Origin of the sequence: Phormidium tenue FACHB-1050 (assembly GCF_014696925.1) — a bacterium.
GTDB lineage: Bacteria > Cyanobacteriota > Cyanobacteriia > Pseudanabaenales > Pseudanabaenaceae > Pseudanabaena.
The window spans coordinates 203,554-229,936 of the sequence record NZ_JACJQY010000003.1; the positions used below are offsets into that span (position 1 = coordinate 203,554).

Genomic DNA, 26,383 nt, shown 5'->3' on the forward strand with positions numbered 1-26,383 from the left:
TTGTAAAATTGAAAATACATTGATAAAGACAAAGAGTAACTAAGCTCTGTTAACTTATCGTTTAGGAGAATGTGACTATGATTGTTGCAAGTCCTTTGCTCACAATGGCGGAATATCTTGCTTATGATGATGGAACAGATGCAAGGTATGAATTAGTAAATGGAGAATTAGTGGCGATGGCACAGCCTACAGGAATTCATGGCGGCATGAGTGAATTTGTTAATGATAACTTTCGTTTAGAAATTCAACGTTTACAGTTATCTTTAGTTTCTAAGCAAGATTTAATTGCGGTGCAAACGGGGCGAGTCGGTGGCAAAATTACCTGTCGGGTTCCTGATGTGGTAGTAATTACATCAGATCAGTGGCAGGATATGAGATTCCGCGAGGCAGTATTAACTGACTCGGTTCCACTTTTAGTTGTAGAAATCGTTAGCGATAGTACTCGCAATATTGACTATCGCAAGAAAAGAGCAGAATACAATGCAATTGAAATTCCTGAATATTGGATTATCGATTTTAGCGATCGCAAAGTGACAGTTTTATTGCTTGAAGATGGACTATATGAAGAAACATTGTATCGAGGTGACGAAATAATTAAATCTTTACTATTTACCGAGTTAAAGCTAACTCCTGAGCAAATTTTTAAAGCCTAGATGACACAAAATCTATTGAAACCTCATCATAAATCTTCACGTAGGCTCTTATAACCATGAATCATGTATTAATTGGAATCTCTGGAGGTATTGCCGCTTATAAAGTTTGTGAAGTGGTTTCGAGCTTAGCCAAACGCGGCGTTGAAGTTCGGGTAATCATGACGCGATCAGCAGCCGAATTTGTTACGCCTCTTACCTTTGCTACATTGTCGCGCCAACCTACCTACACTGATGCTGACTTTTGGCAACCGACAAATGGAAGACCTCTACATATTGAACTAGCAGAATGGGCAGATGTATTTTTGCTTGCGCCTGTGACCGCCAATACTTTAGCGAAGCTAGCTTATGGCATGGCGGATAATCTTCTCACTAATACTGTCCTCGCTTCCAATTGTCCAATTCTCTTTGCGCCAGCAATGAATACAACGATGTGGCTACAACCCACTGTGCAGGAGAATTGGCATAAGTTATTAAAGGATTATCGATATACAGCGATCGCACCGACGGATGGCATTCTTGCCTGTGATGCTGTAGGTACTGGGCGGATGGCTGAGCCAGAAATAATTTTGGAATATTTAGAATCTTTTCTATTTACACAAGGGAAACAGGATTTAAAAGGGAAACATATTTTAGTTAATGCAGGGGGAACTCGCGAATTTATCGATCCTGTCCGCTTTATCGGTAATCCATCCACAGGAAAGCAGGGAATTGCGATCGCTAAAGCTGCAATCCATCGTGGCGCAAAGGTCACCCTCATCACTACATCTAGCTCCTCTCTCCCTATGGGAGAGATGCTGGGGGTGAGAGAAGTTCGCACTTCCGCAGAAATGCACCAAGCGATGATTGAGGAATTCCCTAACGCTGACATCACGATCGCAGCAGCAGCCGTTGGTGATGTGCGATCTAAATTACAAAGCGATCGCAAGTTACCAAAATCAGAACTACCCTTAAATCTTGAACTTGAGTATATTCCTGATATTATTGCCGATCTCGCCACTCGTAAACGTCCTGAGCAAATACTAGTCGGCTTTGCGGCGCAAACTGGAACTGAGGCAGAGGTTTGCGCCGCAGCACAAGAGAAACTAGAGCGAAAAGGACTGGATGCGATCGCCGCTAATGCTGTTAATACTTCTCTAACAGGGTTTGGTACTGATACTAATCAAGCCATATTCATTCATAAAGAGGGACATGAGGAAACTACTCCCCTCTGCTCAAAATTAGAACTTGCCCATCGTTTATTCGATTTCCTAATCTAGAGGTGGTGCTTTGCACCACCTCTAGATTAGAGAAAGAGTGACGCAAAGCGTCACTCTTTCTTTAGTTAGGTATCGTTGCTGGTTCTAAACCTGTGGCTTTTCCAAATTTGCGAAGGCGATCGCTTTCGGGTTCCATCCATGAGTAGACAAAGTGACTAATGCAATTAATCTTTGGTTGTCTAGCAAGGATAGCTCGCGTTTGAATCTCAAAGCTAGGATGTCCATCAAAGCCCTGTCCCCAAGTTCCCGCTAAAACTGGACAAACTAAAGTCTCAGGTGCAGATTGGCGGACAACCTCAGCGACCTGTTCCGCAACACATTGACCATCATCACATAGGGCATAGGTCATTGGATGACGCTCCATGAATTTGGGGAAACGATCCCATGGTTGCATTTTAGGATCGAACCGACCTGCCTCAGTACGATTGCCCCCAGGGAAGAAAACTGTACCAATCGGCATATTATTTTGCTGAAGTGGAATGGTAACTGCATTCACAAAATTAATCACCCCTTGATAGGCGTGGTTAGTGGCGATATTCCAAAGAAGTCTCTTCGTGATCGTGGCAGTTTCTCTAGGGTTTTTAATATTAGTCGGTTGCACTTTGATTGCTTCCGTCATTTTCTTCTCAGTCTGAATCACATCATCAGCCGTGAGATCCCCATTCTGGAGATAGAGCGCCATTAGCTCGCGCACATTTTTATTGTCAATGCTATTGAGCAAAGCCGATCGCGAAGATTGTCCATGAATCCAAAGTTGTTTGACGTTATTGATCAATTCACCTGTGGAATTAGTGGGATAGCGCACGTAGTCAAATACCATCCCGTCAGGATTGCGTTTCATCAAAGCTTTGACTACGGCTGTTAGATCGGCTTTGGCGATCGCACTATAGGGATCAGCAAATAAATGATCAACTTCATAGGCATCTTCATAAAAAGCACGTCCATTACTAACCATGTTGCGATCAAAATTGGTATTGGCAATACTATTTTCCCCTCTACCATTAAGTGCTAAGGCTCCTGAACGCCCCTTGATTTCGCTATAGCCATAGCCAAAATTCATCGTAAATGACCAACCATAAACTTTGATGCCCCGTTCTCTGCCGATCTCGATTGCTCGTTGCCATAGATCATAATCCGCAGGCACTTCCCCCGACTTAACCGCTTCCTCCATCACCGATCGCCAAGGTGTTGGATTATCAGCAACAGGTAGTAAGACGCGACCATCATAGAAAACTTCGACAAAAACTTGGTTATAGCCACGATTTGCCATTTTGTCGAAAACATCCTCCAAAACGCCTGACTTAACATCATTGGGATATAGCCTTACCCAAGTGGCTTGCGTTTGGGGTTTGCTGCGATCGCGACAGGCTTGTAATTCTGACTTATGTTTTTGGACAATAGCCTGATATTGCGATTGAGCAGTAGAGTTACTAGGGTTTATGACTAAAGCTGATTTTCGTAATTCATGTTTTCGCAAGATTTCCGCCTTGCTCACATCACAGGTAGGGTTGCCCCACAGGATTTTATCTGGTAGAGATCCCGCGATCGCTTTCCCTGTCAAAGCTGTGCTTAAAACCGTAAGAGAGGCGATCGTCAACAAATTAAATTTATTGATCTTGCTTAAATTTCTTTTGTATTTCATAGACTAAAAAATGGTAATCCCAGTAATTGAAGGGAGACTGCTCAGAAATAGTACCAAAACAAAAAATGGCGTAGCTATTTTTTGTTTTTAAACCCTTACTGGGTTTGGTTTTAACTCACAAAAGTATGACAACCCTTTTGTTACAGTGCTTTGCGCTCAGGCTCAAACCAAGAAATTTTTTGAAAGGGTTGCAAAGCAACCCTTTCAAAAAATTTCTTGTGGTACGTTTGATCGAAAATTGCTGTAATTGCTATAAATCCTATACTATCCGCGTTTTCATAGACGAACTTGGCTTAACAATGTGGCACACTGACAAGTGTATTTCATGACCGCTTCACCATGCTTCACAACCCTGCCAGATTTAAGCCTAGTCCCATCGAAGATGATTCTGAAGAAAATGATGATGAATTGGAATTTTATGACTTCAATGAACCCGAACCAGGCAGTCCACCTGGAACGCTGATCATTGATGAAGACTCGGCTATTCCCAATATCTTTTTGATTGATTACAACGCCGATGAAGCTCTCGGAGTTCAGCTTGCTACGCCCGAAGATTGCTTTCCTTATCTAGATAGCCACTCAGTCTCATGGGTGGACGTACAAGGCTTGGGGTCTGAGGAGGTCTTGAAACGTCTAGGTAAAGTGTTTGGACTCCATGAGCTTGTATTAGAAGACATTGTTAATATTCCGCAGCGTCCCAAGGTTGAGAGTTTTGAGGATCAGGAATTGATCATCTTGCACATGGTGACTAGTCGTGAAGATGGTCGGGGTTTTTATGATGAGCAGGTAAGTTTAATCTTAGGCAAAAACTACATTCTCACCGTCCAAGAAGAACCCGAAAATGATGTATTTGAGCCAATTCGTCAGCGCATCCATCGCAATCGTGGGGTAATTCGATCGCAAAAGGCTGATTATCTTGCCTATGCTCTAATTGATGCGATCGTTGATGGGTTTTTCCCTGTGCTAGAGGACTACGGCGAACGTCTCGAAGATTTGCAGGATGAAGTGGTGGAAAATCCCACCCGCCAAACTCTCGATAAAATCCATAAAATCAAGCGTGAACTTTTGTTACTCCGTCGTGCAATTTGGCCGCAGCGAGACGCAATTAATTCTCTAATTCGCGAAGAAAGCCCTTTGATTGATCGCGAGGTAAGAGTTTTCTTGCGAGACTGCTATGACCATACGGTACAGGTAATGGACATGGTTGAGACCTATCGCGAACTTGCCGCCAACTTGATGGATATTTACCTATCATCTTTGAGTAATAGCACCAACGAGATCATGCGCTTCTTGACTGTCATCTCAACGGTATTTATTCCTCTTACTTTCGTGTCGGGAGTCTATGGGATGAACTTTGATACAGATATTCCATGGAATATGCCTGAATTAAAGATGCCATTGGGATATCCTTTCTTTTGGCTGGTGATCATGTCTATTTCTGGTGGATTGCTATTTTACTTTTGGAAAAAAGGCTGGCTATTTAGTCCAAAATAACGACAGAATCACGGATTATAGCTTTTGAGCTAAAATATTACTTAAATCCTAGTCAAAACAACTTACTAAAACCTGAGATATGTCTACTCCTGAAGCTTTAAAAGAAAGATTTGTGGCGATCGCTAGCAAGCGTGAATTATTGGTGCAATTGTCTCTCAAAGATAATTTGGGTAGCTTGAGCATTGATGTGATCCAAGCCTTAGAAGAACTTGATGATCTCTTGATTGAAATCAGAAAGATCTTCCCTGATTGGCAACAGGACTAGGATATCTCCATGCCTCCTAAATTAACTTCATTCCATTCTCAAGTTAATGTCCAGCGTCAAGTCAAGATCCCCATGCGCGATCGCCTTAACTTGACGGCTGATATTTATCGCCCCAAAAACGTTGATACGCCTTTGCCAGTGTTATTGATGCGCTTGCCCTATGGTCGAGCGATCGCCTCTAGTTGCACCTATGCTCATCCCAGTTGGTATGCCAGCCAAGGCTATATTGTCGTGATCCAAGATGTGCGTGGTTGTGGTACTTCTGATGGTGAGTTCTATCCATTTGTCAGTGAATATGATGATGGATTTGACACAGTGGAATGGTGTGCAAAGGAACTAGAAGGCAGTAGTGGCAAGGTGGGAATGTATGGATTTTCCTATCAGGGGGTAACTCAATTTCAAGCGGCTGTAAAGCAACCTGAAGGACTTGTGACGATCTGTCCGACTATGGCAACGGCGGATTTGTATCATGGTTGGTTTTATTTTGGTGGTGCGCTTTGTCTAGACTTTGACCTAGGTTGGGCTTTGCAATTGGCGCAAAATCGAGCATGGTATTTAAAGCAAGAACCACAAGCAACGAAGCTTTTTGAAGCCCAAAAGCAGGTCTCTAAATGGTTAGAGACTGTGCCATTAAGTGAAATAGAACTATTTAAGAATGAATCCTTTGGAGATTTCGGAAGATTCTTTTTTGATTGGATTGGGAATCAGCAAGCTGATGATCAATATTGGCAACAGCTAAATCCTCTCAGTTATTTTGATCGCTATGATTTGCCTGCTTTACACATTGCGGGATGGGCAGATATTTTCATTGAGGCGACGATTAACACCTACCACCAAGCCAAATATGCAACGACAAAACCACAGCATCTAGTAGTTGCACCTTGGCAGCATATGCCTTGGCTACCGAAAGTTGGCGAGCTTGATTTTGGTGAAGCGGCTGTTTCTAAAATTGATCAATTGCAAGTGGATTGGTTTGATTTTTGGTTAAAAGAGATTGATAACGGAATCTGCGATCGCGCTCCCGTTCAAATGTTTTTTATGGGCAAAAATCAGTGGCTAGATTTACCAGAATTCCCGAAAGATACTCGCACCAAAGTATTCTATCTTACTTCCCAAAAACAACTAATCGAACAATCACCAATCACCAATCACCAACTACCCGATATCTATGTCTACGATCCCCGCAATCCTAACCCTACTACTCCCTACGGATTCTACGATCAGCGCAATGTGCATCATCGTTGGGATGTATTGGTTTATGAGAGTGCAGAACTGGATGAAGAGATAGCGATCGCAGGTATTCCCGAATTTGTTCTCTATGCAGCTACTACTGCTCCTGATACTGATTGGGTAATTAAGCTCTTAGATATTTATCCAGATGGTAAACAAATGCTGGTATCGATGGGTGTTTTACGAGCGAAATTCCGTAAATCATGGACTGAGCCTGAATGGATCGAGTCTGATGTGGTGAATGAATATCGGATTAAATTACGTCCAACCTGTCAAAATTTTGCTCAAGGACATCGGATTGGGATAGCGATCGCCAGTTCAGCTTTTCCTGCGATCGAGCGACATTCTAATACACAGAAGTTACCGTCAGAGGCGACAGTCAGTGACTTGGTGGAGGCAACGCAGCAAATTTTTTATGGTGCGGAATATCCTTCCCATTTACAACTACCCATAAAATAAAAATTCACCTTACGCAGATAGAATTCCTGCTATCGCTAAGGTTTGGGGCTGGCACGGGGGCGCAGCCCCTACAGAACATTTAATTATTGCAGGTAGGGGCAATCCCCCCGTGGTTGCCCTGCTTGGCTGGCGACAAGAGATTCTTGGTTTAACTTGCGGTGTAAGCCCGCCACCCACCATAGGAAGTAATTTCTTTTTGCCCTTCACATAAAAATGGTTCGCCAAGAACGCCCAAAACTTCTTGTCCATTGGCTAAAACAATTTTGCCAATACATAGCCCAGCAGGCTCAGACAATAAAATTGCACCCAAAGCATCGGGAGTAACTGACCAAATCTCTAAAGCGATCGCTTGTCCATTTTCGCTAACACGTAACATCGCAGGATGGCGATCAGCGATCGACCAAAGTCGATATATAGGTGCAGTTATGTCTTCTCTTACAAATACTGCCCCCACTTTCTGCAAGTTACCATTCAGCTCCAGTCCGCGCATTAAAGTTCCATTTACGGCAAAATCAATCATCTGCATAATTTTTTAGTGTAGTAATTGTGGATAGCGCTTTGCGCTGTCTACTCCATTAGTTTTTGGTTTGAGCAACGAGATAGATGCGATCGCTTAACTGCCTCAACAACTGGGCGATATCACCATCAGTTGATTGCAACTGAGCGACCTTTTCGCAACTATACATCACCGTTGTATGGTCTTTACCACCTACTGCTTCACCAATTTTGGGCAAGCTGAGATTTGTATGCTGACGCATGAGATACATCACATACTGACGGGCTTGGCTGATTTCTCTGCGGCGTGAATTCCCTAATAGATCGGCTAAATCGATATTCAGCATTTCCGTAACTACGCTCAAAACCATCTCGGCAGATACTTCTACAGGTTCTTTGGGAGGATTGAGAACTGGTGCAACATTTTCCACCGTCATCGGCAATCCCGAAATCGAGATATAGGCAACAGTTCGCACTAATGCTCCTTCCAATTCGCGAATATTAGAAGTATAGCTAGCGGCAATGTAATGGAGGACATCGGCAGGGATTTTGAGATGATCGTATTCAGCTTTCTTTTGTAAGATTGCCATGCGCGTCTCCAAATCTGGAACTTGAATATCCGCAATCAATCCCATCGAGAATCGTGAACAAAGTCGTTCTTGCAAACGCGGAATCTGAGCAGGTGGGCGATCGCTGGCTAATACGATTTGTTTACCAGTTTCGTAAAGCGTATTAAAAGTATGGAAAAACTCCTCCTGAGTATATTCCTTACCTTCGATAAATTGAATGTCATCAACTATCAACATATCGATCTCGCGATACAGTTCCCGAAATCGCTGCATACTATCTTTGCGAATTGCCGAAATTAGATCGTTAGTGAACTGCTCTGTCGATACATAGGCGATTCTTGCTTTCGGTTCGATTTCTAGACGGTAATGGGCGATCGCTTGCATCAGATGGGTCTTGCCTAAGCCCACACCACCGCATAAAAACAAAGGATTAAACTCACGCCCTGGGGACTCGGACACGGCAAGCGCCGCTGCATGAGCCATGCGATTGGTGGAACCAACTACAAAACGATTGAAATTGTATTTAGCATTGAGGTTGCTAGGACGTGGTACGTGACCATTGCTATCTGATGACTGAGGACTTTGGGCATTATTGAGCGTGGTAGGAATTGCCGCCGCCATTGCGTGAACTGCCTCCGCTGCGATCGCCGTTTCCAGCATCCCATCTTGACTAATCTCAGCACCATCAAGATTAAGATTTAGCTCAGGTTGACCCGTAGGCGGTTCACTGCTTGGAGCTGCCTCAATATGAATTTCTACTGGATAGCCAAGGATTTCCGTGACTGCATCCGTAATATTTTGAACGTAATATTTATGCAGCCAATTTTTAGCAAAAATTGAGGGCGTGCGAATAGTCAAGCGATCAGCCGTAAGCTCATCAGCCACAACTGTCTTAATCCATCCTTCATAGGTTGGACGGCTAAGTTGGCTTTCAAGCAGTTCGAGAACTTGATTCCAGAGGGTTTCTAAGGAAATATCAACAGACATCGTTGGTTGTGGTCAAGAGGGCTAACGGCGGATCACGATCTTATCGCGTGTATTAAAATTTTGGAGAATTACTTAATTGACTTAATGAATATTCTGCGGAATGACTACACAAGCTCCAGATCAAAATCTCAGTCTAACTCTAGAGCGCGAATAGCTCTCACTATAGGCGATCCCGCAGGAATTGGTACGGAAATCATTCTAAAATCTCTTGCCGATCGCCATTTATTAGGACTGGATACAACGTTTACAGTTTTTGGCGATCGCCGCTATCTAGGGGAAACCTATGATTTGTTGAGAAATCATAACAATTTATTGATGGCTGATCCTGACAGCATAGAGATTGTCGATATCTGCACTAATGAGGAGATTTCTTTAGGAATTGGCAATCGCGCAAGTGGGGCAGCTAGTTTTGCTTATCTTGATGCTGCGATCGCCCAAACTCTCTCAGGGAATTTTGATGCGATCGTTACCGCACCAATCGCTAAGTCAGCATGGAAACAAGCGGGGCATGACTATGCAGGACAGACTGAGTTATTGGCTGAGCGGAGCCAAGTTGATGATTTTGGGATGTTGTTTGTGGGTAAATCCCCTCATACAGACTGGGTGTTTCGTACTTTGCTAGCAACGGTGCATATTCCTTTGAGCGAAGTCACCAAGCAACTTACACCAGAGTTAATCGAGCAGAAATTAGAATTACTACGCCGATCGCTATTACAGGATTTCGGGATTACAAATCCACGGATTGCCATATCGGGGATCAATCCCCATAGTGGTGAACAGGGACAACTAGGGCGCGAGGAGAGGGACTGGTTACAGCCGTTAATAGATCGCTATCGTCAGCAACACCCCAACGCCCAAGTTACAAACCCAATTCCACCCGATACGATGTGGATCAATCCTGCCAAGGCTTGGAGCGATCGCGATCGGGCGCATCTTGGGTATGACGCTTATCTTGCTATGTACCACGATCAGGGTTTAATTCCCGTTAAGCTCTTAGCCTTTGATCGGGCTGTGAATACCACAATTGGGTTGCCCTTTGTTCGCACATCACCCGATCATGGTACAGCCTTTGATATTTCTGGCAAAGGTATTGCCGATCCTGCTAGTACGATCGAGGCGATCCTCCTTGCGGTCGAACTCGCAAACGTTCGTAAGGGCAATTCATGAATTGCCCTTACGAACAAAAAAAGAGGCGGCGCTTTGCGCCGCCTCTTTTTTGGGATGATTATTCAGGAATAACTTGAATTTTGATCGTTGCGGTGACTTCAGCATGAAGCTTGATCGAAACATCAAAAGTACCTGTTTGATTAATTTCAGGAATTGTAATGTCGCGGTGATCGATTTCTAGCATCGACTTTGCGGTAATCAACTGAGCAACTTCGCGATCGGTCACAGTACCGAAAATTGCATTACCTTCGCCGACTTTTTTCTTAATAATAAAGCCACCAATAGTTGATAATGCGGTCTTACGGCTTTCTGCTTCTTGACGAATAGCGATCAAGCGTTGACGCTCAACTTCCTTACGTCTTTCAACTTCTTTAACAACACCTGAGGTAGCACGAATAGCTAAACCTTGAGGTATGAGGAAATTTTGGGCATAGCCAGGCTTTACAGCTACTAAATCGCCAAGTTTGCCTAATTTTGTAACATTTTTGGTCAGCATGACCTGCAAATTACTCTTTGCCATGTGCTTTTGACTCTTACTCGTTTAAAAGATAGATGTACATCTGAGGGATTGCGGCTACGGCGCAGTCTCACAGCTATGATGAGAATTACTACTAGCTATGGTCAAACAACGAAGTTAGAACTAATATAGATACATTAGAATTTACGGTTTTAACCAGACTTTCTAGTATAGCGAAAAAACTGGCTTTGTAGACTCTACAAAAAATTTACGATGCAGCGTTGGCAGTTATTCAAAATCTCTAGGCAAATTTTGCCGCTTCTGGCCTTATCTTTAGCGGTCGTAGTTCTGCCTAGTTGCACAATTAATCAGCCTCCTAAACCTTTTAGTTCTGAGGCTTTACCGACCGAAGCGATCGCCGAAATTAGTGAAATTCGCAGCTTCCCTGTGCGCGTTAGGTATGTTAACTCCACATCCGCAAGACCTGCGACTGTGGGTGTGCCACTTAAGGTAAATGAAAGCGTTAGCACCGAAGACTCCTCAACGGCTCAAGTGACCTTACGCAGTGGGGCGATTATCAGAATTGGCGGAAAATCAAGCTTAACCCTCAAACCACAGAATCAAGTTGAATTTACATCTGGGCGTTTAGTGGCTTGGGCAGCTAGCGATCGCAAATCTCCAGCCCAAGTCCAAACCCCCTTTGGCGAAATTTCTAGCAACGATGGCACGGTGTATCTAGAAATTCCACCTAAGGCGGCGGAAGATCGGCGGGTGATTGCGCTTGATGGCACTGTAACTGTCTTACTCAAAAGCACATCAGAAATTGTCACCCTTGGCAAAGGCGAAGAAATTAGGATCAAAGCCGATGGTAAAGCTTCAGCCCCAAAACGCATTGACAAAGAAAGTATTGACAAACGGATTGCGAATAATGCTTTGATTTTTGGATTTAGTACCCAGTTGGCAAGTTTGCCGCAAATTACCTCGGAATTTGGGGTGACAGCGACGGTCAAGGAAGCAAGTACGATTGAGTTTCGCCGTGCTGACTTACCTAAACCCACTGAAAATCCCAATCGCAATAAAGTTACTTATAATTCAAGCCCAGCCGCAAATAGCGATCGCAATGATCGCCGTGAAGAACCACCTGCACCCAGACGTGAAGAACCAACAGCTGCTAGGACGGAACCTGCTGTTCCACAAGCAAACTCCAACAACCCTGCTCCAGCCAACAATAATGCTCCAGAACCAGTAAGGACAGAGCCGACACCTGTAACTAACAATCCTGTGGCAACACCGATAGAGCCACCACCTGCACAACCTGCGCCCTTAGAGCCACCACCTCAGCCAGTTCAACCTGAGATCCCTGCACCCGCACCCGTAGCTCCAGAGCCAAAACCATAGGGTTAAAGGTGGCGCTTCGTGCCACCTTTAACCCAAAATAGTAATGGCGGCGCTTCGCGCCGCCATTACTATTTTGGGTTTTATAGAGGATGTCTAAAATTGATGTGGCGATCGCAATCTCTTGTGTTAACATCTGACCCTTAAAAGAGCATAAATAGCGACTCGACTAATGATGGTGGTAAAGATGTTGGCAGCCAAAAAAATCTCCAGTGCGTTATCCAGTACATTAATTTCCCTAATAGTTAATGTAGTCAGCCTATGCACCGTCACCTATGGAGTCGTTAACAGCGCCAATGCAATTAATCCTGACAAGCATAATTCAGATATACCAGCTAACATTCTTCTTGCCCGTAATCCCTCATCAAATCTAGATAGTCGAGTTAGTTCCACCCTCATCGATTATCAGGGAAGACTATGGATCGGTACTTGGCAAGGTTTGATGCAAATTGATCAGAGAACTGGTGCGGCAGTTAACTCCATCTCTTTACCCAATTCCACGGTTACCGCCCTATTAGAAGATCGTCGTGGTTATTTTTGGGTTGGCACAACCTCAGGCTTATATCAGATTGAGCCTAGCTCTGGCAAAATTGAAAACATTGCGATTCAACTATCTTCCAGCCGAATCCTCAGTCTAGCGATGGATCGTGCAGGTTTTATTTGGGTCGGAACTGATCAAGGTTTAACCCGCATCAGTCCTTACAATGCTGAAACCTATGCCAGAATGCCCGACCTACCAGGGACAGCCGCCAATGTGATGCAGTTTGATAATGCTGGCTATCTTTGGGTCGGGACATTAAATGGACTGGTGAAAATCAACCCCGGAACAGCCAAAATCACCGCAAGGATTCCCTATGTATCGGGGCAAATTGTCCAAGCGATCGCCGTGGAGCCTTCGGGCAAGATTTGGGCAGGTACTCCTCGCAATGTATTTGAAATTAATCCAAAAACTAATAAGGCGATCGCCCGCATTAATGCTGTAACAGGACGAGATATTGTGGCTCTGGCGAGTCATAAAAATGGTGAGTTGTGGATTGGAATGAGGGATGGGTTAGTTCTCGCCAATACCTATAATGGCGCTATTACATCATCGATTTATAACTTGCCCAGTAGTTCAGTCATCAATTTGCTTGTCCATAATCAACAAATATGGATTGGTACTGAGGATGGTTTAGGCAAGATCAACACTCAACTTAAAAAATCGGAAATACCAAGTGCAAATGCGACTGTAGTTTATACAACTCAAAAATAAGTACAGCGCTTTGCGCTTAATTAAACTACAGAGAAATTTTTGGAGGTGGCGCGGAGCGACGCTTCCAAAAATTTCTCTGTACTACTCAAAGCCTCAATAGGTTGTAATACCAAAACACAAAACGGCTACGCCATTTTGTGTTTTTAAAATCCTTACTGGGTTTGGTTTTCAATTTCCAAAAGTGTGTCAACACTAGTTATAGCTATAGCCATCTGTATCAGGACAAATCAAAACCCAAATAGTGTGAGGCGGCGCGAAGCGCCGCCTCACACTATTTGGGTTTTATGTCCTAACAAGAATGGCGACAGCTATATATGGCTGCCATCGATTGTGTTAGGACACAAGAAAAACCCAAGAAGATAATGGCGGCGCGAAGCGCCGCCATTATCTTCTTGGGTTTTACACTTGGCAACAGCTATAAAATTAAGAAACGAGTAGGAATTGTTGTCTTTCTTTTTTCTCCAATTGCTATATTTTGGGGCTATATTTTAAATTATGGAAATCTATATTTAGATCGGGGCAACCTAAACATAGGTTTTCTCAAATGGTTTGTATAAGATTGTTCCAAGGGTTTATTTTCAGACAAAATAAAAAACCTACAAATGATTTAGGACTGAGCTGTTTGTAAATGTTTAAATTTAGAGTGATTTTAGAAGGCAGGGCTTAGTGGGGCTTTCTAAAATTATTTCGGGTTGATTTTTTGTGGAGAAATTAAACTAAAAGATGGATGTTTTATTAACAAAACTGTATGAAATCTTCACAGCCCAAATTTTAGATATTGGAGGTACTAAGTTTTCGATCGCTACGATCATTTCTTTGCTAGGTCTTATTGTCTTAGCTTTTTTTGTGTCAAGAATTATTAGCGAAATCATTAGGCAGTCATTATTGTCAAAACTTCGGATTAATCGCGGATTGCAAGAGGCGATTACCGTATTTATTAAATATGTACTAATCACCCTTAGCAGTGTAATTATTCTGCAAACGGCGGGAATAAATCTTAGTTCGCTAGCGGTGATTGCGGGTGTGGTCGGTATTGGGATTGGTTTTGGATTGCAAAATATAGCTAGCAACTTTATTAGTGGATTAGTTTTACTGTTTGAGCAAACTATCAAAATTGGTGACTATATCGAGATTGGTGAACTCAAAGGCACAATTGAGAAAATCTCTATTCGCTCCACCATTATTCGTACTGAAGATGATTTATTTGTAATTGTGCCAAATCAGCGATTTATTGAAAACAATACGGTTAACTGGAGCTATGAGGGACATACTTGCCGTATTCATATTCCTGTGAGCGTGGCTTGTGACACTGATTTATTAGTATTAACTGAAGCCTTGCTCACTGCCGCTCGCCATGAGCCGCGAGTATTGTCAAATCCACCGCCAGAAGTTTGGTTTCAGGCATTTGGGAAAGAATCACTTGAGTTTGAGCTACTGGTCTGGATTGATGATCCTGATGCTAATGAACCAATTCGGAGTTCGATTAATTTTCGGATTGCCTATGAGTTTAGATCTAGAGGCATTAGAATTCCTTTCCCAACCAGAGAGATCATCCTGCACAATCCTGAGGCAATGCAGCAGGTTATCGCGCCACCGAATCCAGAAGATTATCAACTGTTAAATGCAAAACAGACAAATTCTGCAATTTCTCCAGCTAATAATGTCATAAATTCTAAGAGTCTACGTGATCTATTACGTAAAATATCTTATTTTGAGAGATGCACTGAGGTAGAACTATTTGCTTTAATCGCTAGGGGTTATCGTAAGCATTTTGATATTAGTGAAATCATTTGCCATGAGAATGATCCCAGTGAAGAGTTTTATATTATTTTGTCGGGTGTCGTCGAAGTCTTTTCAGAGAAGAATAATCAGGTGATCGCCACATTAAGTGAAGGCGAATTTTTTGGAGAGATTTCACTATTAATAGGTACGCCTCGGACTGCAACGGTAAGGGCTTTGACTATAGATACAGTTCTATTTGTGGTGGAGCGTCAACAGTTACAAAAGCTGCTCAGTGAACATAAAGAATTAGGTGAGCAGATTGCTCTGAAATTATCAGAACGACAGCAGGTGTTAATCAGTCTGGGATTACTCAACGAAGAGGAATTACAGCGATCGCAATATGCGGCTTTGTCTTGGGTACGCGATCGCTTAAATAATATTTTTGGAATTAATTTAGGCAAAAGTCCATAAAATACATTGCAAATATAGCTGCCGTCGATTGTGTTGGACAAAAGCAAAACCCAAGAAGATAATGGCGGCGCGAAGCGCCGCCATTATCTTCTTGGGTTTTATGTCCTCATACTGGCGACAGCTATACATTGCAAAGTGACGTAAAGATCAAGCCTATAGCAAGACTAATTTTAATGGTTTGGGATAGTTGGTCACTTTATGACCAACTATCCCAAACCATTAAAAAATCGATCCCCAAAGCTTAAGAAACTTGGAATATGTGCGCTATATCACTGCTAGCCATGAGACGATCCCCTACTCTGGGATCATTAACCAGCAAAGTTAGTGGCTACTCAATATAGTGATTAAAATGTCTAATATCCAAGCACAAAAAATTAATTCCAGCAATTTAGAATCTCAATTTAATCAATCAATCTGCATTTATCGTAATGACACTGAGTTTGTACAAATTATTCGTATAGCTCAACCCAAGACTAATTTTTTTGAAAGAGTAGTATTTCCTAATCAATGCATTCAATTTACTGCTTCCATAGATGCCTTACTAGAAATCTGTGAATGTGTTTCATCTGGTTTAATTCATGCGGATACGATTCCTTGTTATCAAATTGCAGTCGTAGCTATGGACATGAATATGGGACTAAATTTATCAAATATCAAAGGGGCAAATAAAGATCTGTCGATCGCTGCCTAGTTTTTGGATTAGTTTTTGGATTATGTAGTAGCCGTTGCTTTTTTGTCTTTAACTTTATTATTTTACTATTTTGTCAAAGGAAGAGATTGCCATGCAATCTCTTCCTTATTTAATATAAATAAATGAAGGCGGCGCGAAGCGCCGCCTTCATTTATGCGGATGCAGATGCAGTGATTCATCGCGTCCCCAAAAAAACTACAATAAAAGCTAATTGAAATCGACGAAAATCAAAAAAAGTAAGACTGTGACATATAAAGTTGGACTTCTCGGATTAGGAACAGTTGGCACAGGCGTTGCCAAAATTTTCCAAGACCCTGCGGGTCGTCATCCTTTGCTACCTGATATCGAAATCGCGCGGGTAGGTGTGCGATCGCTAGACAAGCAGCGTGATGTGGCGATCGCTTCCAGCATTGTCACAGATGACTTGGTTGCGATAGTTAGTGATCCTGAGATCGATGTTGTGGTTGAGGTTATTGGCGGAATTGAGCCAGCCAAAAGTTTGATTTTAGAGGCGATCGCCAATGGCAAACATATTGTTACTGCTAATAAAGCTGTAATTGCTAGACATGGCAATGAAATTTTTACTGCCGCCAAACAAAAAGGCGTATATGTAATGCTAGAAGCTGCTGCCTGTGGTGGTATCCCTGTGATTCAAGCCCTTAAGCAAAGTCTAGGCGGTAATCGCATCAGTGAATTGACAGGAATCGTCAACGGCACAACTAATTACATTCTTAGCCGTATGTATTTTGAGGGTGCTGATTTTGATGCAACTCTTGCTGAAGCTCAACAATTGGGCTATGCAGAAGCTGATCCCACCGCCGATGTCGATGGCTATGATGCTGCCGACAAGATGGCGATTTTAGCAAGTCTTGCCTTTGGCGATCGCGTCAAACTTGAGGACATTTACCGAGAGGGTATTCGCTCGATCACTAGTGCTGATATTGGCTATGCCAAAGAGTTAGGCTTTACAATCAAGCTCTTAGGAATTGCGCGGCGTACCGATAACAAAAATGACATTGATTTGGAAATTCGGGTACATCCTACGCTAATCCCGATTCAACATCCCCTAGCGAATATTCATGGTGTCACTAATGCCGTTCGCATTGAAGGCGATCCCATTGGTGAAGTTGTTTTTTCAGGACCTGGCGCAGGTGCAGGCGCAACTGCTAGTGCTGTAGTTGCCGACATTATCAATGTTGTGGCAGCATTGAAATCTATGCCCAATCAAGTAAATCAATTAATGGGCTGCTCCCATGAGCATTACGCAAAAATTGCCCCCATTGAAAACACCGTAAATCAGTTCTATGCGAGACTGCTAACCCATGATAAACCTGGGGTGATCGGCGATCTGGGTACTGCTTTTGGTAAACACTGCGTTAGCTTGAATGCAATTTTACAAAAAAATACAAGTCATGATGGGTTAGCTGAAATTGTGGTGGTAACGCAAAGGGTCAGTGAGTACAACTTCCAACAAGCGATCGCTGCCATTCGCCAGTTAACTACTTTGCATAGTATCCCCACGATCCTAAGAGTTCTCTAATTAACTGATGTTATGCGGAACTCAGATGATGAACCTCTTGCTGCTAGCACATAACAGGGCAACCACGGGGGGATTGCCCCTACCTGTAAATTTTAGATCTTGTAGGGGCTGTGCCCCCGTGCCAGCCCTAGACTTACGCCATCGCAAGAATTCCTTCCACATAACATCAGTAATTAAGAAGTTAATGTATTGGAAGACAAAGCCGTGCAACACTTATTTGCTAGGAAGAGATTAGGGTTCTTCTTGATTTAGAGAACTTTACCAATAAGCGATCGCCCCATATAATTGCTATTTCTCGATTGAGAGGCGATCGCATTATTTGTAACTAACCACTCTAAGCTTGGATCGAAAAGAGTTGCAAGTTTGGGTTGTGCAAGTCCCAAAGTTTTAGCTGGGTTAACGCTAAGAGATTGCCAAAGCTCACTAGCAGTCAGTAATTCTGTTACTACTAAGTTTTGCCAGAGGACAGAGAGTGCAAACTCTAAGCCGATTGCACCTACGGGCGCAACTTCAAAAGGCACAACTTTTTCTTCGTAAGCGCGGGGAGTGTGATCAATCGCAATGCTATCGATGGCTCCTGATTTGATACCCGCAATCAACGCTAGGCGATCGCTTTCACTTCCGAGAGGCGGAATCAGACGAAGATTCGGATCATAGGTTGCTAAATCGCGATCGTAGTGACAAAGGTGTAACCAAGTGGTACTTGCCGTTACAGGTAATCCATCATTTTTGGCTTGAGTAATTAGTTCTACACTCTGGGCGGTAGAAAGTCGCATGAAATGGGTGGGAGCTTTGGTGAGGCGTACTAGCTCAATTAAGGCGGCAAGGGCTGTAGTCTCGGCGGCGGCAGGATAGCCTGTCATGCCATATTGGATCGACCATTTGCCTTCCCGAATTACACCACTACCTGCTAGATCAGGATTTTTGGGAAATAGGGCAATTGGTTTACCAAGCGGTTTGATATATTCCATCGCGCGACGCACGAGCAGCAAATTGTTAACGGCTTTGCCATCGGTAAAGCCAACTACGGAGTCAGCTAGCTCTCCTATGTCGGTGAGTTGATTTCCTTCTAGCCCCTTGGTAATAGCTCCCCAAGGTTGCAGAATATTTCCTTGTTTGAGCTGCACATTGCGCCAAAATTCTAGAGCGGCAATATCATCGATCGCGGGTTGAGTATTGGGCAAAATGCCAACTGTTGTAAAACCGCCATTTTTCGCTGCTTGTACTAGTTCCGATATCGTTTCGGTAGATTCATGCCCAGGCTCACAACTAGTGCTGTAAAGATCAATCAGCCCTGTTCCTAAGACGACACCTGACCGCTGCTCAATGTTGATGTTCTCAGGAAGTTGGGATCGATCAAAGTTGAGATGAATTTGGCGATCACCATCAACAAAAATATCGGCAAAAGTTTCAGAAATATTTGACGATGAGGCGGCATCAAGAATGCGTACTTGCTTGAAGAGAACTGGGTAAGTGAGAGAATTTTCGGAGGGCATACAAAACGATTTTTCTTTTTACTGTATAGCGCGATGTGCGTTAAAACTAAAAAAGTGTTGAGGTGCAAAGTCCCTCAACACTTTTTTATTGAACAATATTGAGCGATCGCTGATTTTGGTAATAACTGCGCCATTGCCATTTACCTTGAGCATCAACAGTAGGAGTGAATACGCGGACATCAAGTGAGTTTAAGCCAATTTCTTGGACGATAATTTCGGGATAGCGATCGCCATTGATCTCTTGAAGCCCATAGAGGGCATAGCTGCTGACACTATCATTGATATAGGAAAGCGCTCTAGTATGGGTCAAAATTGGTTCTGAAGTCCAATCTCCGTTTGTTGATTTTCGCAACATGACTAACATGCTGTACTCCTGACGCTCAAGAGCCGAACGGGATAGAAACTCTTGCCACACTTGAGGATCAAATCCTGCGGGACGAATGGGATTATCGAGACGCAAACCTGCAATGATTTCAGGCTGGTTGTCACCATCAATATCTGCACATACTAACGAGGCGATCGCTACTTGTGAGATTGCAGCTTGTTTTGCTCCAAGGTTTAAAAATAAATTACGTGATTTTTCGAGTACAAGGGGTTGGATTTTGCTGGGACAGTTAAAAAAGTAGGTGCGATCGCTTGCCGTATTCAGGCGATCGCTTGCCACAATTGTTAAATTGGGCTGGCGTAAAATGGCTGGATCAAAGCTTTTTGTCGGTTGATTTTTCTCATTTTCGGCTGGTACTTGCACCTTAAAACTGGCGATCGCTCCAAAAGTATCGGAGCCACGCACCCCACTGACTTGAAACATGCCCAGTGGCTTTCCGAACTGAATTAATGAAAAACTGCTCCCTAACGGAATTGATTGAATTACCCGATCTAAACTGCCTAACTGTTCTACCAAATCGGAAGGGACAATTCCTTCGATCGTCTTACCATCGGGAGAAGCTTGGATAAATAAGAAAATCGGGACTGGTGATTTATCTACTTCCGTTTTTTTGTCATTATTTGGGCTAAAGCAAGCATTAAGACCAATAGCAATTCCTAAAATTAAGAGAGATGTCGATATAGATCGGTAAATTTTGTGGCTGAATTGTCTAAATGGCATGATATGCGGGCAGTCTAGAGTTATCCATCTACTTAAAATATAAGTGTCTGCAAAGCAGACACTTATATTTTAAGTAGATGGATGTAATTAATTGCAAAACCAAGTTTATAAGGTTGCGCCCCTGAGAGATGCAACCTTATAAACTTGGTAATTTATTTGGATTCCATCACTTCTGCTAAACGTTCAACAGCTAAGGTCAGACGCTCTTGAGGGTCAGGTTTGACTTCAGCCGCCGCTTCTTCATGAACTTTTTTACGCTTCATCGCTTCAAAGGAACGAATAATCATGAAGATCACAAAAGCGATAACTAAAAAATTAATCACTGAGGCTAGAAACACACCATATTTAATGCCATTGATTTGTAGCTTAGCAAGATCTTCAACATTGGCTGCTTTGAGAGCGGGATTTAGAAGCAAAGGTGTGATGATGTCCTCGATCAACGAAGTGATAATTTTGCCAAAAGCACCACCAATAATCACCGCAACGGCTAAATCAATCACATTTCCTTGCAAAATGAAAGTCTGAAAGTCTTTCATAAAACCTCCAGCCGCACGTCTACTATTTTGTAAACCCATAGAATAATGCTCCTCAAATAGAAAGTCTGGCTGTAATTGTGCAGCTTTGTACTGCTTATTACAGCTCTAAAATAAACAGGTTTTAATTATCAGGCTTTTGATCACGTTTTATTGATCTTGATTCTTTAATCTCACTCATAACCCTTAACCACGGTAAGGCGATCGCTTGATGGCGGTATAACCGATACATCAAATACATACAAAGAGCAAAATAGCCTGAACTTAAGGTTGCTTTGATTAATTCTGATGTCACTTGTAAAGTTGCACCCTCGGTTGGTACGCCTCCCATCGCGCCATAGGCGATCGCCCAAGTCAACATCAAGGCGATCGCTACTTGACTAACATCGCGTACTTTGCGACTGCTTCTTTGCCGCACCAAAGCGATCGCCGATGGGATTAGTCCAAATATTGGCATTAAACAAAAAAACATCTCAATGCGCTCTTTGGTGGAATCACGAGATATTTGGTCGGGAGTCTCGATTTGGCGATCGCGCTTAGAATAACGGCTCATAACTTTACCTTTACTTCTGAGACGATGTTACAGCGCTTTGCACTGACTTAAAACCCAGAAAGATTTTGGAAAAAGGCGCGAAGCGCCTTTTTCCAAAATCTTTCTACACTACACAAAGCTTTAATCCCAATTCACGAAAGTGTTGCAACTCTTTTATGAATTAAAAACCAAACTCAGCAAGGGTTTTAAAAACAAAAAATGGATACGCCATTTTTTGCTTTGGTATCATGCAAGCATAAGCTGACAGTCAGTATCCAAAACTGCATATGCCAAGGCTACATATTATTGTAGTTGTAATAATTTTTTAAATAAATTGATGACCAACATTCTCAAACGTACTCCTTTGTATGATCTCCATGTTGCTGCTGGTGCGCGATTGGTGGAATTTGGTGGTTGGGAGATGCCTGTCCAATATAAAGGACTGGTTGCCGAACATAAAGCTGTGCGATCGCAAGTCGGGATGTTTGATGTGTCGCACATGGGCAAATTTGCAATTTCTGGGGAAGGTGTTCTCGAAACCTTAAACAAACTTGTGCCATCTAATTTAGGCAGAGTGAAGGTAGGACAGGCTCTATATACGGTTTTACTCAATGAGCAAGCAGGGATTATTGATGATGTGATTTTTTATCGTCATGAACCTAATGGCGATCTTGAAAATTGGTCAGTAATTGTCAATGCTTCCACCACTGACAAAGATAAAGCATGGTTACAACAACATTTAGGCGATCGCCTGATCGATAATTCTGCTTCGCAAACTTTAATTGCTGTTCAGGGTAAAACGGCGATCGCGACTCTCCAAAACATCATTACTGAAGATTTATCCAAGCTACCTCGTTTGCGGTTTGGACATACCCGTACCCAAGTGTTAGGTGTACCAAGCTTCGTAGCGCGGACAGGCTACACAGGCGAAGATGGCTGTGAAATCATGACCGATATCGAAACAGGTAAGGCTCTTTGGCAAAAACTTCTCGATCTCGGTGTTGCTCCCTGTGGCTTAGGTTGCCGCGATACATTACGACTAGAGGCTGGAATGCATCTTTATGGTCAAGATATGAATGAAACGATCACTCCTCTTGAAGCTGATCTGATGTGGATTGTGCATCTCAAAGAGAAAGGCGATTTTATCGGGCGTGCGGTTTTAGAAGATCAAAAACTAAATGGAGTCTCTCGTAAATTAATCGGTTTAGAGCTAGAAGGTCGCAATATCGCTCGTCACGATTACCCGATTCGTTTTGAAGGCGAAACTGTCGGTATTGTCACCAGTGGTACGATGTCACCGACTCTAGGAAAGGCGATCGCTTTCGGCTATGTACCAACGCACCTTGCTAAGAATGGGCAAATCCTCCAAGTCCAAATCCGCGATAAAGAGTTTCCTGCCAAAGTAACCAAGCGCAACTTTTTGTAGGATTTTGAGTAAATATAGTTTCGGGGCAAACCCATAAACCCAACAAGATAAAGGCGGCGCGAAGCGCCGCCTTTATCTTGTTGGGTGGCTAACGATAAAACATCAAAGATAGCTTGACAATTAGATCGTAGCTAGGTTAGGATAATGTGCTTATGTCTTGAATCAAAACTAGACATATACTCCGCCCACTAAAACTGCAGTCATTAGTGCATGAATAAGCCTACTCTTGTTACTCCTGCCTTCGTTCTACCAGATCTTGTAGAAATCCAGCGGGAGAGTTTTCGATGGTTCCTAGAAGAAGGACTTATTGAAGAGCTTGAGAGTTTCTCACCGATTACAGATTATACGGGCAAAATGGAACTCCATTTCATTGCCAAAGATTATAAACTCAAGCGTCCAAAATATAGTGTTGATGAGTCCAAACGTCGGGATGCCACCTATGCCGTACAGATGTACGTTCCCACAAGGCTTATCAATAAAGAAACAGGAGAAATAAAAGAGCAAGAAGTTTTTATTGGCGATCTGCCCCTGATGACAGATCGTGGAACCTTTATTATTAACGGCGCTGAGCGAGTCATCGTCAATCAGATCGTCCGTAGTCCTGGGGTTTATTACAAACAAGAAATCGACAAGAACGGTCGCCGTACCTACAACGCCAGCCTCATTCCGAACCGAGGCGCTTGGCTAAAGTTTGAAACCGACAAGAATGATCTTGTATGGGTACGCATTGACAAAACTCGTAAACTTTCTGCTCAGGTATTACTCAAAGCGATCGGCTTAAGTGATGCTGAAATTCTTGATGCGCTTACTCACCGTGAGTATTTCCAGAAGACCATTGATAAAGAAGGTCAGTTCGACGAAGACGAAGCACTGAAAGAACTTTATCGTAAGCTGCGTCCAGGTGAGCCTCCTACAGAGTCTGGCGGACGTGAACTTTTGCGATCACGCTTTTTTGACCCCAAACGTTATGACCTCGGAAAGGTTGGACGTTACAAGCTCAATAAGAAATTGCGCTTAAATACCCCTGACACGATGCGGGTATTGACCGAGAAGGATATTCTCACTGCGATTAACTACCTGATCAACCTCAAATTTGACATTGGTGAGATCGACGACATTGACCACTTAGGCAACCGTCGGGTCAGGTCAGTTGGAGAACTACTGCAAAACCAAGTTCGTGTTGGCTTAAACCGTCTAGAGCGAATCATTCGCGAACGGATGACAGTCTCTGATGTTGATGCATTAACACCTGCATCCTTGGTTAACCCCAAGCCCCTAGTTGCCGCAATTAAAGAATTCTTTGGTTCCAGTCAGCTGTCTCAGTTTATGGATCAAACCAATCCTCTAGCTGAGTTGACCCACAAGCGTCGTCTTAGTGCCCTTGGTCCTGGTGGTTTGACTCGTGAACGTGCAGGCTTTGCGGTACGTGATATTCACCCTAGCCACTACGGTCGCATCTGCCCTATTGAAACGCCTGAAGGACCTAACGCAGGTCTGATCGGTTCCTTGGCAACCCATGCCCGTGTAAATCAATACGGCTTCATCGAAACTCCTTATTACGCAGTCGAGAATGGCAAGGTTCTCAAAAACGAAGAACCTGTCTACATGACTGCTGATGAAGAAGATGAATTCCGCGTAGCTCCTGGTGACGTAGCCACTAACGATGACGGTTACATTTTTAACGAAATTGTGCCGATTCGTTACCGCCAAGAATGGGGTACAGCAACACCTGAAGAAATTGACTATGTTGCAGTTTCACCCGTACAGATCATCTCGGTGGCAACATCGCTGATTCCGTTCCTTGAGCATGATGATGCTAACCGTGCCCTGATGGGATCGAACATGCAACGTCAAGCAGTTCCTCTCTTGCGTCCTGAGCGTCCCCTCGTTGGTACTGGACTTGAAGCTCAAGCTGCGCGTGACTCAGGGATGGTAATCGTCTCGCGAGTCACAGGTGAAGTCTCCTATGTATCTGCCGACGAAATTCGCGTCAAGGCTGATGATACTGGGCTTGAGAGTATCTACCGTCTACAAAAGTATCAGCGATCTAACCAAGACACCTGCTTAAATCAGCGTCCTCTGGTATGGGTTGGCGATACGGTCGTCGCAGGACAAGTACTTGCTGACGGCTCGGCAACTGAAGGCGGTGAAATTGCCCTTGGTCAGAACATTCTGGTTGCCTATATGCCTTGGGAAGGCTACAACTACGAAGACGCAATTCTGATTAACGAGCGTCTGGTAATTGATGATGTTTACACCTCAATTCACGTTGAGAAATACGAAATTGAGGCACGTCAAACCAAATTGGGCCCCGAAGAAATCACTCGTGAAATCCCTAACGTTGGTGAAGATTCTCTGCGTAATCTTGATGAGCAGGGCATTATCCGCATTGGTGCTTGGGTCAGTTCTGGAGAAATCCTTGTTGGTAAGGTCACTCCTAAGGGTGAATCGGATCAGCCTCCTGAAGAAAAGCTGTTAAGAGCAATTTTCGGTGAAAAGGCTCGTGATGTAAGAGACAACTCTTTGCGTGTACCTAACGGTGAAAAGGGACGTGTTGTTGATGTGCGCGTATTCACTCGCGAACAAGGCGATGAGCTTCCTCCTGGGGCAAATATGGTCGTCCGTGTCTATGTTGCTCAAAAGCGCAAGATCCAAGTCGGCGACAAGATGGCAGGTCGTCATGGTAACAAGGGTATTATTTCGCGGATTTTGCCGAAGGAAGATATGCCTTTCTTGCCTGATGGTACGCCTCTCGACATCGTGTTGAATCCTCTTGGTGTGCCTTCTCGGATGAACGTCGGTCAAGTATTTGAATGCTTGCTCGGTTGGGCTGCCGAAAACTTGAATGCTCGCTTTAAAATCGTACCTTTCGATGAAATGTATGGTGAAGAAGCATCTCGTGAGTTGGTACATGGTCAGCTAGAACATGCTCGTAACCACACTGGCAAAGACTGGATCTTCAATGATGGTTTCCCAGGTAAATTGACCGTGTATGACGGACGCACTGGTGAACCCTTCGATCAACCTGTGACCGTTGGTAAGGCATACATGCTGAAACTGGTTCACCTTGTTGATGACAAGATTCACGCACGTTCGACAGGTCCTTACTCTCTGGTTACCCAGCAACCTCTTGGTGGTAAAGCCCAGCAAGGTGGTCAGCGCTTTGGAGAAATGGAAGTATGGGCGCTGGAAGCTTTTGGTGCAGCCTATATTCTCCAAGAACTTCTCACAGTTAAGTCTGATGACATGACTGGACGTAACGAAGCTCTGAATGCGATCGTGAAAGGTCATGCGATTCCTCGTCCTGGTACGCCTGAATCATTCAAGGTATTGGTGCGCGAGCTTCAGTCTCTCTGTTTGGATGTATCAGTTCACAAACTCTCTGAGGATGGCAGTAACCAAGATACTGAAGTAGATCTGATGGTGGATACTGGTTCCCGTCGTACACCAAATCGTCCGACCTATGAGTCAGTCTATCGAGGTGACATCAACTTTGATGAGGACGACGATTAATTATTAGCTGTTATGCAGGTGGCTATTAGCTGT

General features: G+C 43.5%; 22 protein-coding genes. 14 read left to right on the forward strand and 8 right to left on the reverse strand.

Translation table 11 applies throughout. The features are described 5' to 3' along the window. Positions 1 to 77: 77 nt before the first annotated feature. Together H6G05_RS03500 and coaBC are read left to right on the forward strand one after the other, a co-directional pair. A complete protein-coding gene (locus H6G05_RS03500) occupies positions 78 to 653 on the forward strand; it encodes a Uma2 family endonuclease (protein ID WP_190576332.1) in 576 nt (191 codons plus the stop codon). Between the two features lie 56 nt (positions 654 to 709). Further along, on the forward strand, positions 710 to 1,909 hold the full coding sequence (gene coaBC / locus H6G05_RS03505; protein ID WP_190576334.1) for a bifunctional phosphopantothenoylcysteine decarboxylase/phosphopantothenate--cysteine ligase CoaBC: 1,200 nt from the start codon (positions 710 to 712) through the stop codon (positions 1,907 to 1,909). Between the two features lie 61 nt (positions 1,910 to 1,970). Here the strand turns inward: coaBC and H6G05_RS03510 are convergent, their stop codons facing one another. Continuing rightward, positions 1,971 to 3,551 carry a glycoside hydrolase family 10 protein gene (locus tag H6G05_RS03510; RefSeq protein ID WP_190576336.1) on the reverse strand — a complete coding sequence of 527 codons (1,581 nt, stop codon included), beginning with the start codon at positions 3,549 to 3,551 and terminating at the stop codon, positions 1,971 to 1,973. Positions 3,552 to 3,890: 339 nt separating this feature from the next. Between H6G05_RS03510 and corA the strand changes: the two genes are divergently transcribed. The 3 genes from corA to H6G05_RS03525 all read left to right on the forward strand — a co-directional run bounded on the left by corA (position 3,891) and on the right by H6G05_RS03525 (position 6,999). Then, a complete protein-coding gene (gene corA, locus H6G05_RS03515; RefSeq protein ID WP_190576337.1) occupies positions 3,891 to 5,045 on the forward strand; it encodes a magnesium/cobalt transporter CorA in 1,155 nt (384 codons plus the stop codon). A 79-nt stretch (positions 5,046 to 5,124) separates the two neighbouring features. Beyond that, positions 5,125 to 5,310 carry a hypothetical protein gene (locus H6G05_RS03520; protein WP_190576340.1) on the forward strand — a complete coding sequence of 62 codons (186 nt, stop codon included), beginning with the start codon at positions 5,125 to 5,127 and terminating at the stop codon, positions 5,308 to 5,310. Between the two features lie 9 nt (positions 5,311 to 5,319). Next, a complete protein-coding gene (locus H6G05_RS03525; RefSeq protein ID WP_190576342.1) occupies positions 5,320 to 6,999 on the forward strand; it encodes a CocE/NonD family hydrolase in 1,680 nt (559 codons plus the stop codon). 148 nt (positions 7,000 to 7,147) lie between these two features. Here the strand turns inward: H6G05_RS03525 and H6G05_RS03530 are convergent, their stop codons facing one another. After that, positions 7,148 to 7,525: an allophanate hydrolase-related protein gene (locus tag H6G05_RS03530; protein ID WP_190576344.1), complete on the reverse strand. Its 378-nt coding sequence runs from the start codon at positions 7,523 to 7,525 to the stop codon at positions 7,148 to 7,150. Between the two features lie 49 nt (positions 7,526 to 7,574). Continuing rightward, positions 7,575 to 9,050 carry a chromosomal replication initiator protein DnaA gene (gene dnaA / locus H6G05_RS03535; RefSeq protein ID WP_190576346.1) on the reverse strand — a complete coding sequence of 492 codons (1,476 nt, stop codon included), beginning with the start codon at positions 9,048 to 9,050 and terminating at the stop codon, positions 7,575 to 7,577. Positions 9,051 to 9,134: 84 nt separating this feature from the next. On the opposite strand from dnaA, the gene pdxA reads away from it, so the two are divergent. Further along, on the forward strand, positions 9,135 to 10,217 hold the full coding sequence (gene pdxA, locus H6G05_RS03540; RefSeq protein WP_190576348.1) for a 4-hydroxythreonine-4-phosphate dehydrogenase PdxA: 1,083 nt from the start codon (positions 9,135 to 9,137) through the stop codon (positions 10,215 to 10,217). Positions 10,218 to 10,275: 58 nt separating this feature from the next. Here the strand turns inward: pdxA and rplI are convergent, their stop codons facing one another. Continuing rightward, positions 10,276 to 10,737, reverse strand: coding sequence for a 50S ribosomal protein L9 (rplI, locus tag H6G05_RS03545; protein WP_094531764.1), 462 nt, complete (start codon positions 10,735 to 10,737; stop codon positions 10,276 to 10,278). 210 nt (positions 10,738 to 10,947) lie between these two features. Between rplI and H6G05_RS03550 the strand changes: the two genes are divergently transcribed. From H6G05_RS03550 to H6G05_RS03575, 6 genes are all read left to right on the forward strand, one after another. Beyond that, entirely contained in the window at positions 10,948 to 12,072 is a 1,125-nt protein-coding gene (locus H6G05_RS03550; RefSeq protein ID WP_190576350.1) for a FecR domain-containing protein, read from the forward strand. A 169-nt stretch (positions 12,073 to 12,241) separates the two neighbouring features. After that, a complete protein-coding gene (locus H6G05_RS03555) occupies positions 12,242 to 13,321 on the forward strand; it encodes a ligand-binding sensor domain-containing protein (RefSeq protein WP_242025210.1) in 1,080 nt (359 codons plus the stop codon). 314 nt (positions 13,322 to 13,635) lie between these two features. After that, on the forward strand, positions 13,636 to 13,878 hold the full coding sequence (locus tag H6G05_RS03560) for a hypothetical protein (protein ID WP_190576353.1): 243 nt from the start codon (positions 13,636 to 13,638) through the stop codon (positions 13,876 to 13,878). 166 nt (positions 13,879 to 14,044) lie between these two features. Continuing rightward, entirely contained in the window at positions 14,045 to 15,514 is a 1,470-nt protein-coding gene (locus H6G05_RS03565; RefSeq protein ID WP_190576355.1) for a mechanosensitive ion channel domain-containing protein, read from the forward strand. A 349-nt stretch (positions 15,515 to 15,863) separates the two neighbouring features. Next, the gene (locus H6G05_RS03570) at positions 15,864 to 16,205 is read left to right on the forward strand and encodes a DUF1830 domain-containing protein (protein ID WP_190576356.1); all 342 of its coding nucleotides are present in this window, start codon (positions 15,864 to 15,866) and stop codon (positions 16,203 to 16,205) included. A gap of 244 nt (positions 16,206 to 16,449) precedes the next feature. Continuing rightward, positions 16,450 to 17,745 (forward strand): homoserine dehydrogenase, encoded by a 1,296-nt coding sequence (locus H6G05_RS03575; RefSeq protein ID WP_190576358.1) that lies wholly within the window; start codon positions 16,450 to 16,452, stop codon positions 17,743 to 17,745. A gap of 248 nt (positions 17,746 to 17,993) precedes the next feature. Here H6G05_RS03575 and H6G05_RS03580 read toward each other — a convergent pair whose 3' ends face one another. The 4 genes from H6G05_RS03580 to H6G05_RS03595 form a co-directional block, all read right to left on the reverse strand. Further along, positions 17,994 to 19,241 carry a dihydroorotase gene (locus tag H6G05_RS03580; RefSeq protein WP_190576359.1) on the reverse strand — a complete coding sequence of 416 codons (1,248 nt, stop codon included), beginning with the start codon at positions 19,239 to 19,241 and terminating at the stop codon, positions 17,994 to 17,996. A gap of 85 nt (positions 19,242 to 19,326) precedes the next feature. Next, positions 19,327 to 20,346: a hypothetical protein gene (locus H6G05_RS03585; RefSeq protein WP_190576360.1), complete on the reverse strand. Its 1,020-nt coding sequence runs from the start codon at positions 20,344 to 20,346 to the stop codon at positions 19,327 to 19,329. Between the two features lie 152 nt (positions 20,347 to 20,498). Then, positions 20,499 to 20,921: a large conductance mechanosensitive channel protein MscL gene (gene mscL, locus H6G05_RS03590; RefSeq protein ID WP_190576362.1), complete on the reverse strand. Its 423-nt coding sequence runs from the start codon at positions 20,919 to 20,921 to the stop codon at positions 20,499 to 20,501. An 82-nt stretch (positions 20,922 to 21,003) separates the two neighbouring features. After that, positions 21,004 to 21,432 carry a hypothetical protein gene (locus H6G05_RS03595; RefSeq protein ID WP_190576364.1) on the reverse strand — a complete coding sequence of 143 codons (429 nt, stop codon included), beginning with the start codon at positions 21,430 to 21,432 and terminating at the stop codon, positions 21,004 to 21,006. Between the two features lie 316 nt (positions 21,433 to 21,748). Here H6G05_RS03595 and gcvT point away from each other — a divergent pair, with 316 nt between their 5' ends. Continuing rightward, the gene (gene gcvT / locus H6G05_RS03600; RefSeq protein ID WP_190576366.1) at positions 21,749 to 22,837 is read left to right on the forward strand and encodes a glycine cleavage system aminomethyltransferase GcvT; all 1,089 of its coding nucleotides are present in this window, start codon (positions 21,749 to 21,751) and stop codon (positions 22,835 to 22,837) included. 210 nt (positions 22,838 to 23,047) lie between these two features. Continuing rightward, the gene (gene rpoB / locus H6G05_RS03605) at positions 23,048 to 26,350 is read left to right on the forward strand and encodes a DNA-directed RNA polymerase subunit beta (RefSeq protein WP_094529762.1); all 3,303 of its coding nucleotides are present in this window, start codon (positions 23,048 to 23,050) and stop codon (positions 26,348 to 26,350) included. The last annotated feature ends 33 nt before the right edge of the window (positions 26,351 to 26,383 follow it).

Coding starts and splice junctions, on each gene's coding strand:
- H6G05_RS03500 (WP_190576332.1), top strand. CDS start 78: ATGATTGTTGCAAGTCCTTTGCTCACAATGGCGGAATATCTTGCTTAT.
- coaBC (WP_190576334.1), top strand. CDS start 710: ATGAATCATGTATTAATTGGAATCTCTGGAGGTATTGCCGCTTATAAA.
- H6G05_RS03510 (WP_190576336.1), bottom strand. CDS start 3,551: ATGAAATACAAAAGAAATTTAAGCAAGATCAATAAATTTAATTTGTTG.
- corA (WP_190576337.1), top strand. CDS start 3,891: ATGCTTCACAACCCTGCCAGATTTAAGCCTAGTCCCATCGAAGATGAT.
- H6G05_RS03520 (WP_190576340.1), top strand. CDS start 5,125: ATGTCTACTCCTGAAGCTTTAAAAGAAAGATTTGTGGCGATCGCTAGC.
- H6G05_RS03525 (WP_190576342.1), top strand. CDS start 5,320: ATGCCTCCTAAATTAACTTCATTCCATTCTCAAGTTAATGTCCAGCGT.
- H6G05_RS03530 (WP_190576344.1), bottom strand. CDS start 7,525: ATGCAGATGATTGATTTTGCCGTAAATGGAACTTTAATGCGCGGACTG.
- dnaA (WP_190576346.1), bottom strand. CDS start 9,050: ATGTCTGTTGATATTTCCTTAGAAACCCTCTGGAATCAAGTTCTCGAA.
- pdxA (WP_190576348.1), top strand. CDS start 9,135: ATGAATATTCTGCGGAATGACTACACAAGCTCCAGATCAAAATCTCAG.
- rplI (WP_094531764.1), bottom strand. CDS start 10,737: ATGGCAAAGAGTAATTTGCAGGTCATGCTGACCAAAAATGTTACAAAA.
- H6G05_RS03550 (WP_190576350.1), top strand. CDS start 10,948: ATGCAGCGTTGGCAGTTATTCAAAATCTCTAGGCAAATTTTGCCGCTT.
- H6G05_RS03555 (WP_242025210.1), top strand. CDS start 12,242: ATGATGGTGGTAAAGATGTTGGCAGCCAAAAAAATCTCCAGTGCGTTA.
- H6G05_RS03560 (WP_190576353.1), top strand. CDS start 13,636: ATGGCTGCCATCGATTGTGTTAGGACACAAGAAAAACCCAAGAAGATA.
- H6G05_RS03565 (WP_190576355.1), top strand. CDS start 14,045: ATGGATGTTTTATTAACAAAACTGTATGAAATCTTCACAGCCCAAATT.
- H6G05_RS03570 (WP_190576356.1), top strand. CDS start 15,864: ATGTCTAATATCCAAGCACAAAAAATTAATTCCAGCAATTTAGAATCT.
- H6G05_RS03580 (WP_190576359.1), bottom strand. CDS start 19,241: ATGCCCTCCGAAAATTCTCTCACTTACCCAGTTCTCTTCAAGCAAGTA.
- H6G05_RS03585 (WP_190576360.1), bottom strand. CDS start 20,346: ATGCCATTTAGACAATTCAGCCACAAAATTTACCGATCTATATCGACA.
- mscL (WP_190576362.1), bottom strand. CDS start 20,921: ATGGGTTTACAAAATAGTAGACGTGCGGCTGGAGGTTTTATGAAAGAC.
- H6G05_RS03595 (WP_190576364.1), bottom strand. CDS start 21,432: ATGAGCCGTTATTCTAAGCGCGATCGCCAAATCGAGACTCCCGACCAA.
- gcvT (WP_190576366.1), top strand. CDS start 21,749: ATGACCAACATTCTCAAACGTACTCCTTTGTATGATCTCCATGTTGCT.
- rpoB (WP_094529762.1), top strand. CDS start 23,048: ATGAATAAGCCTACTCTTGTTACTCCTGCCTTCGTTCTACCAGATCTT.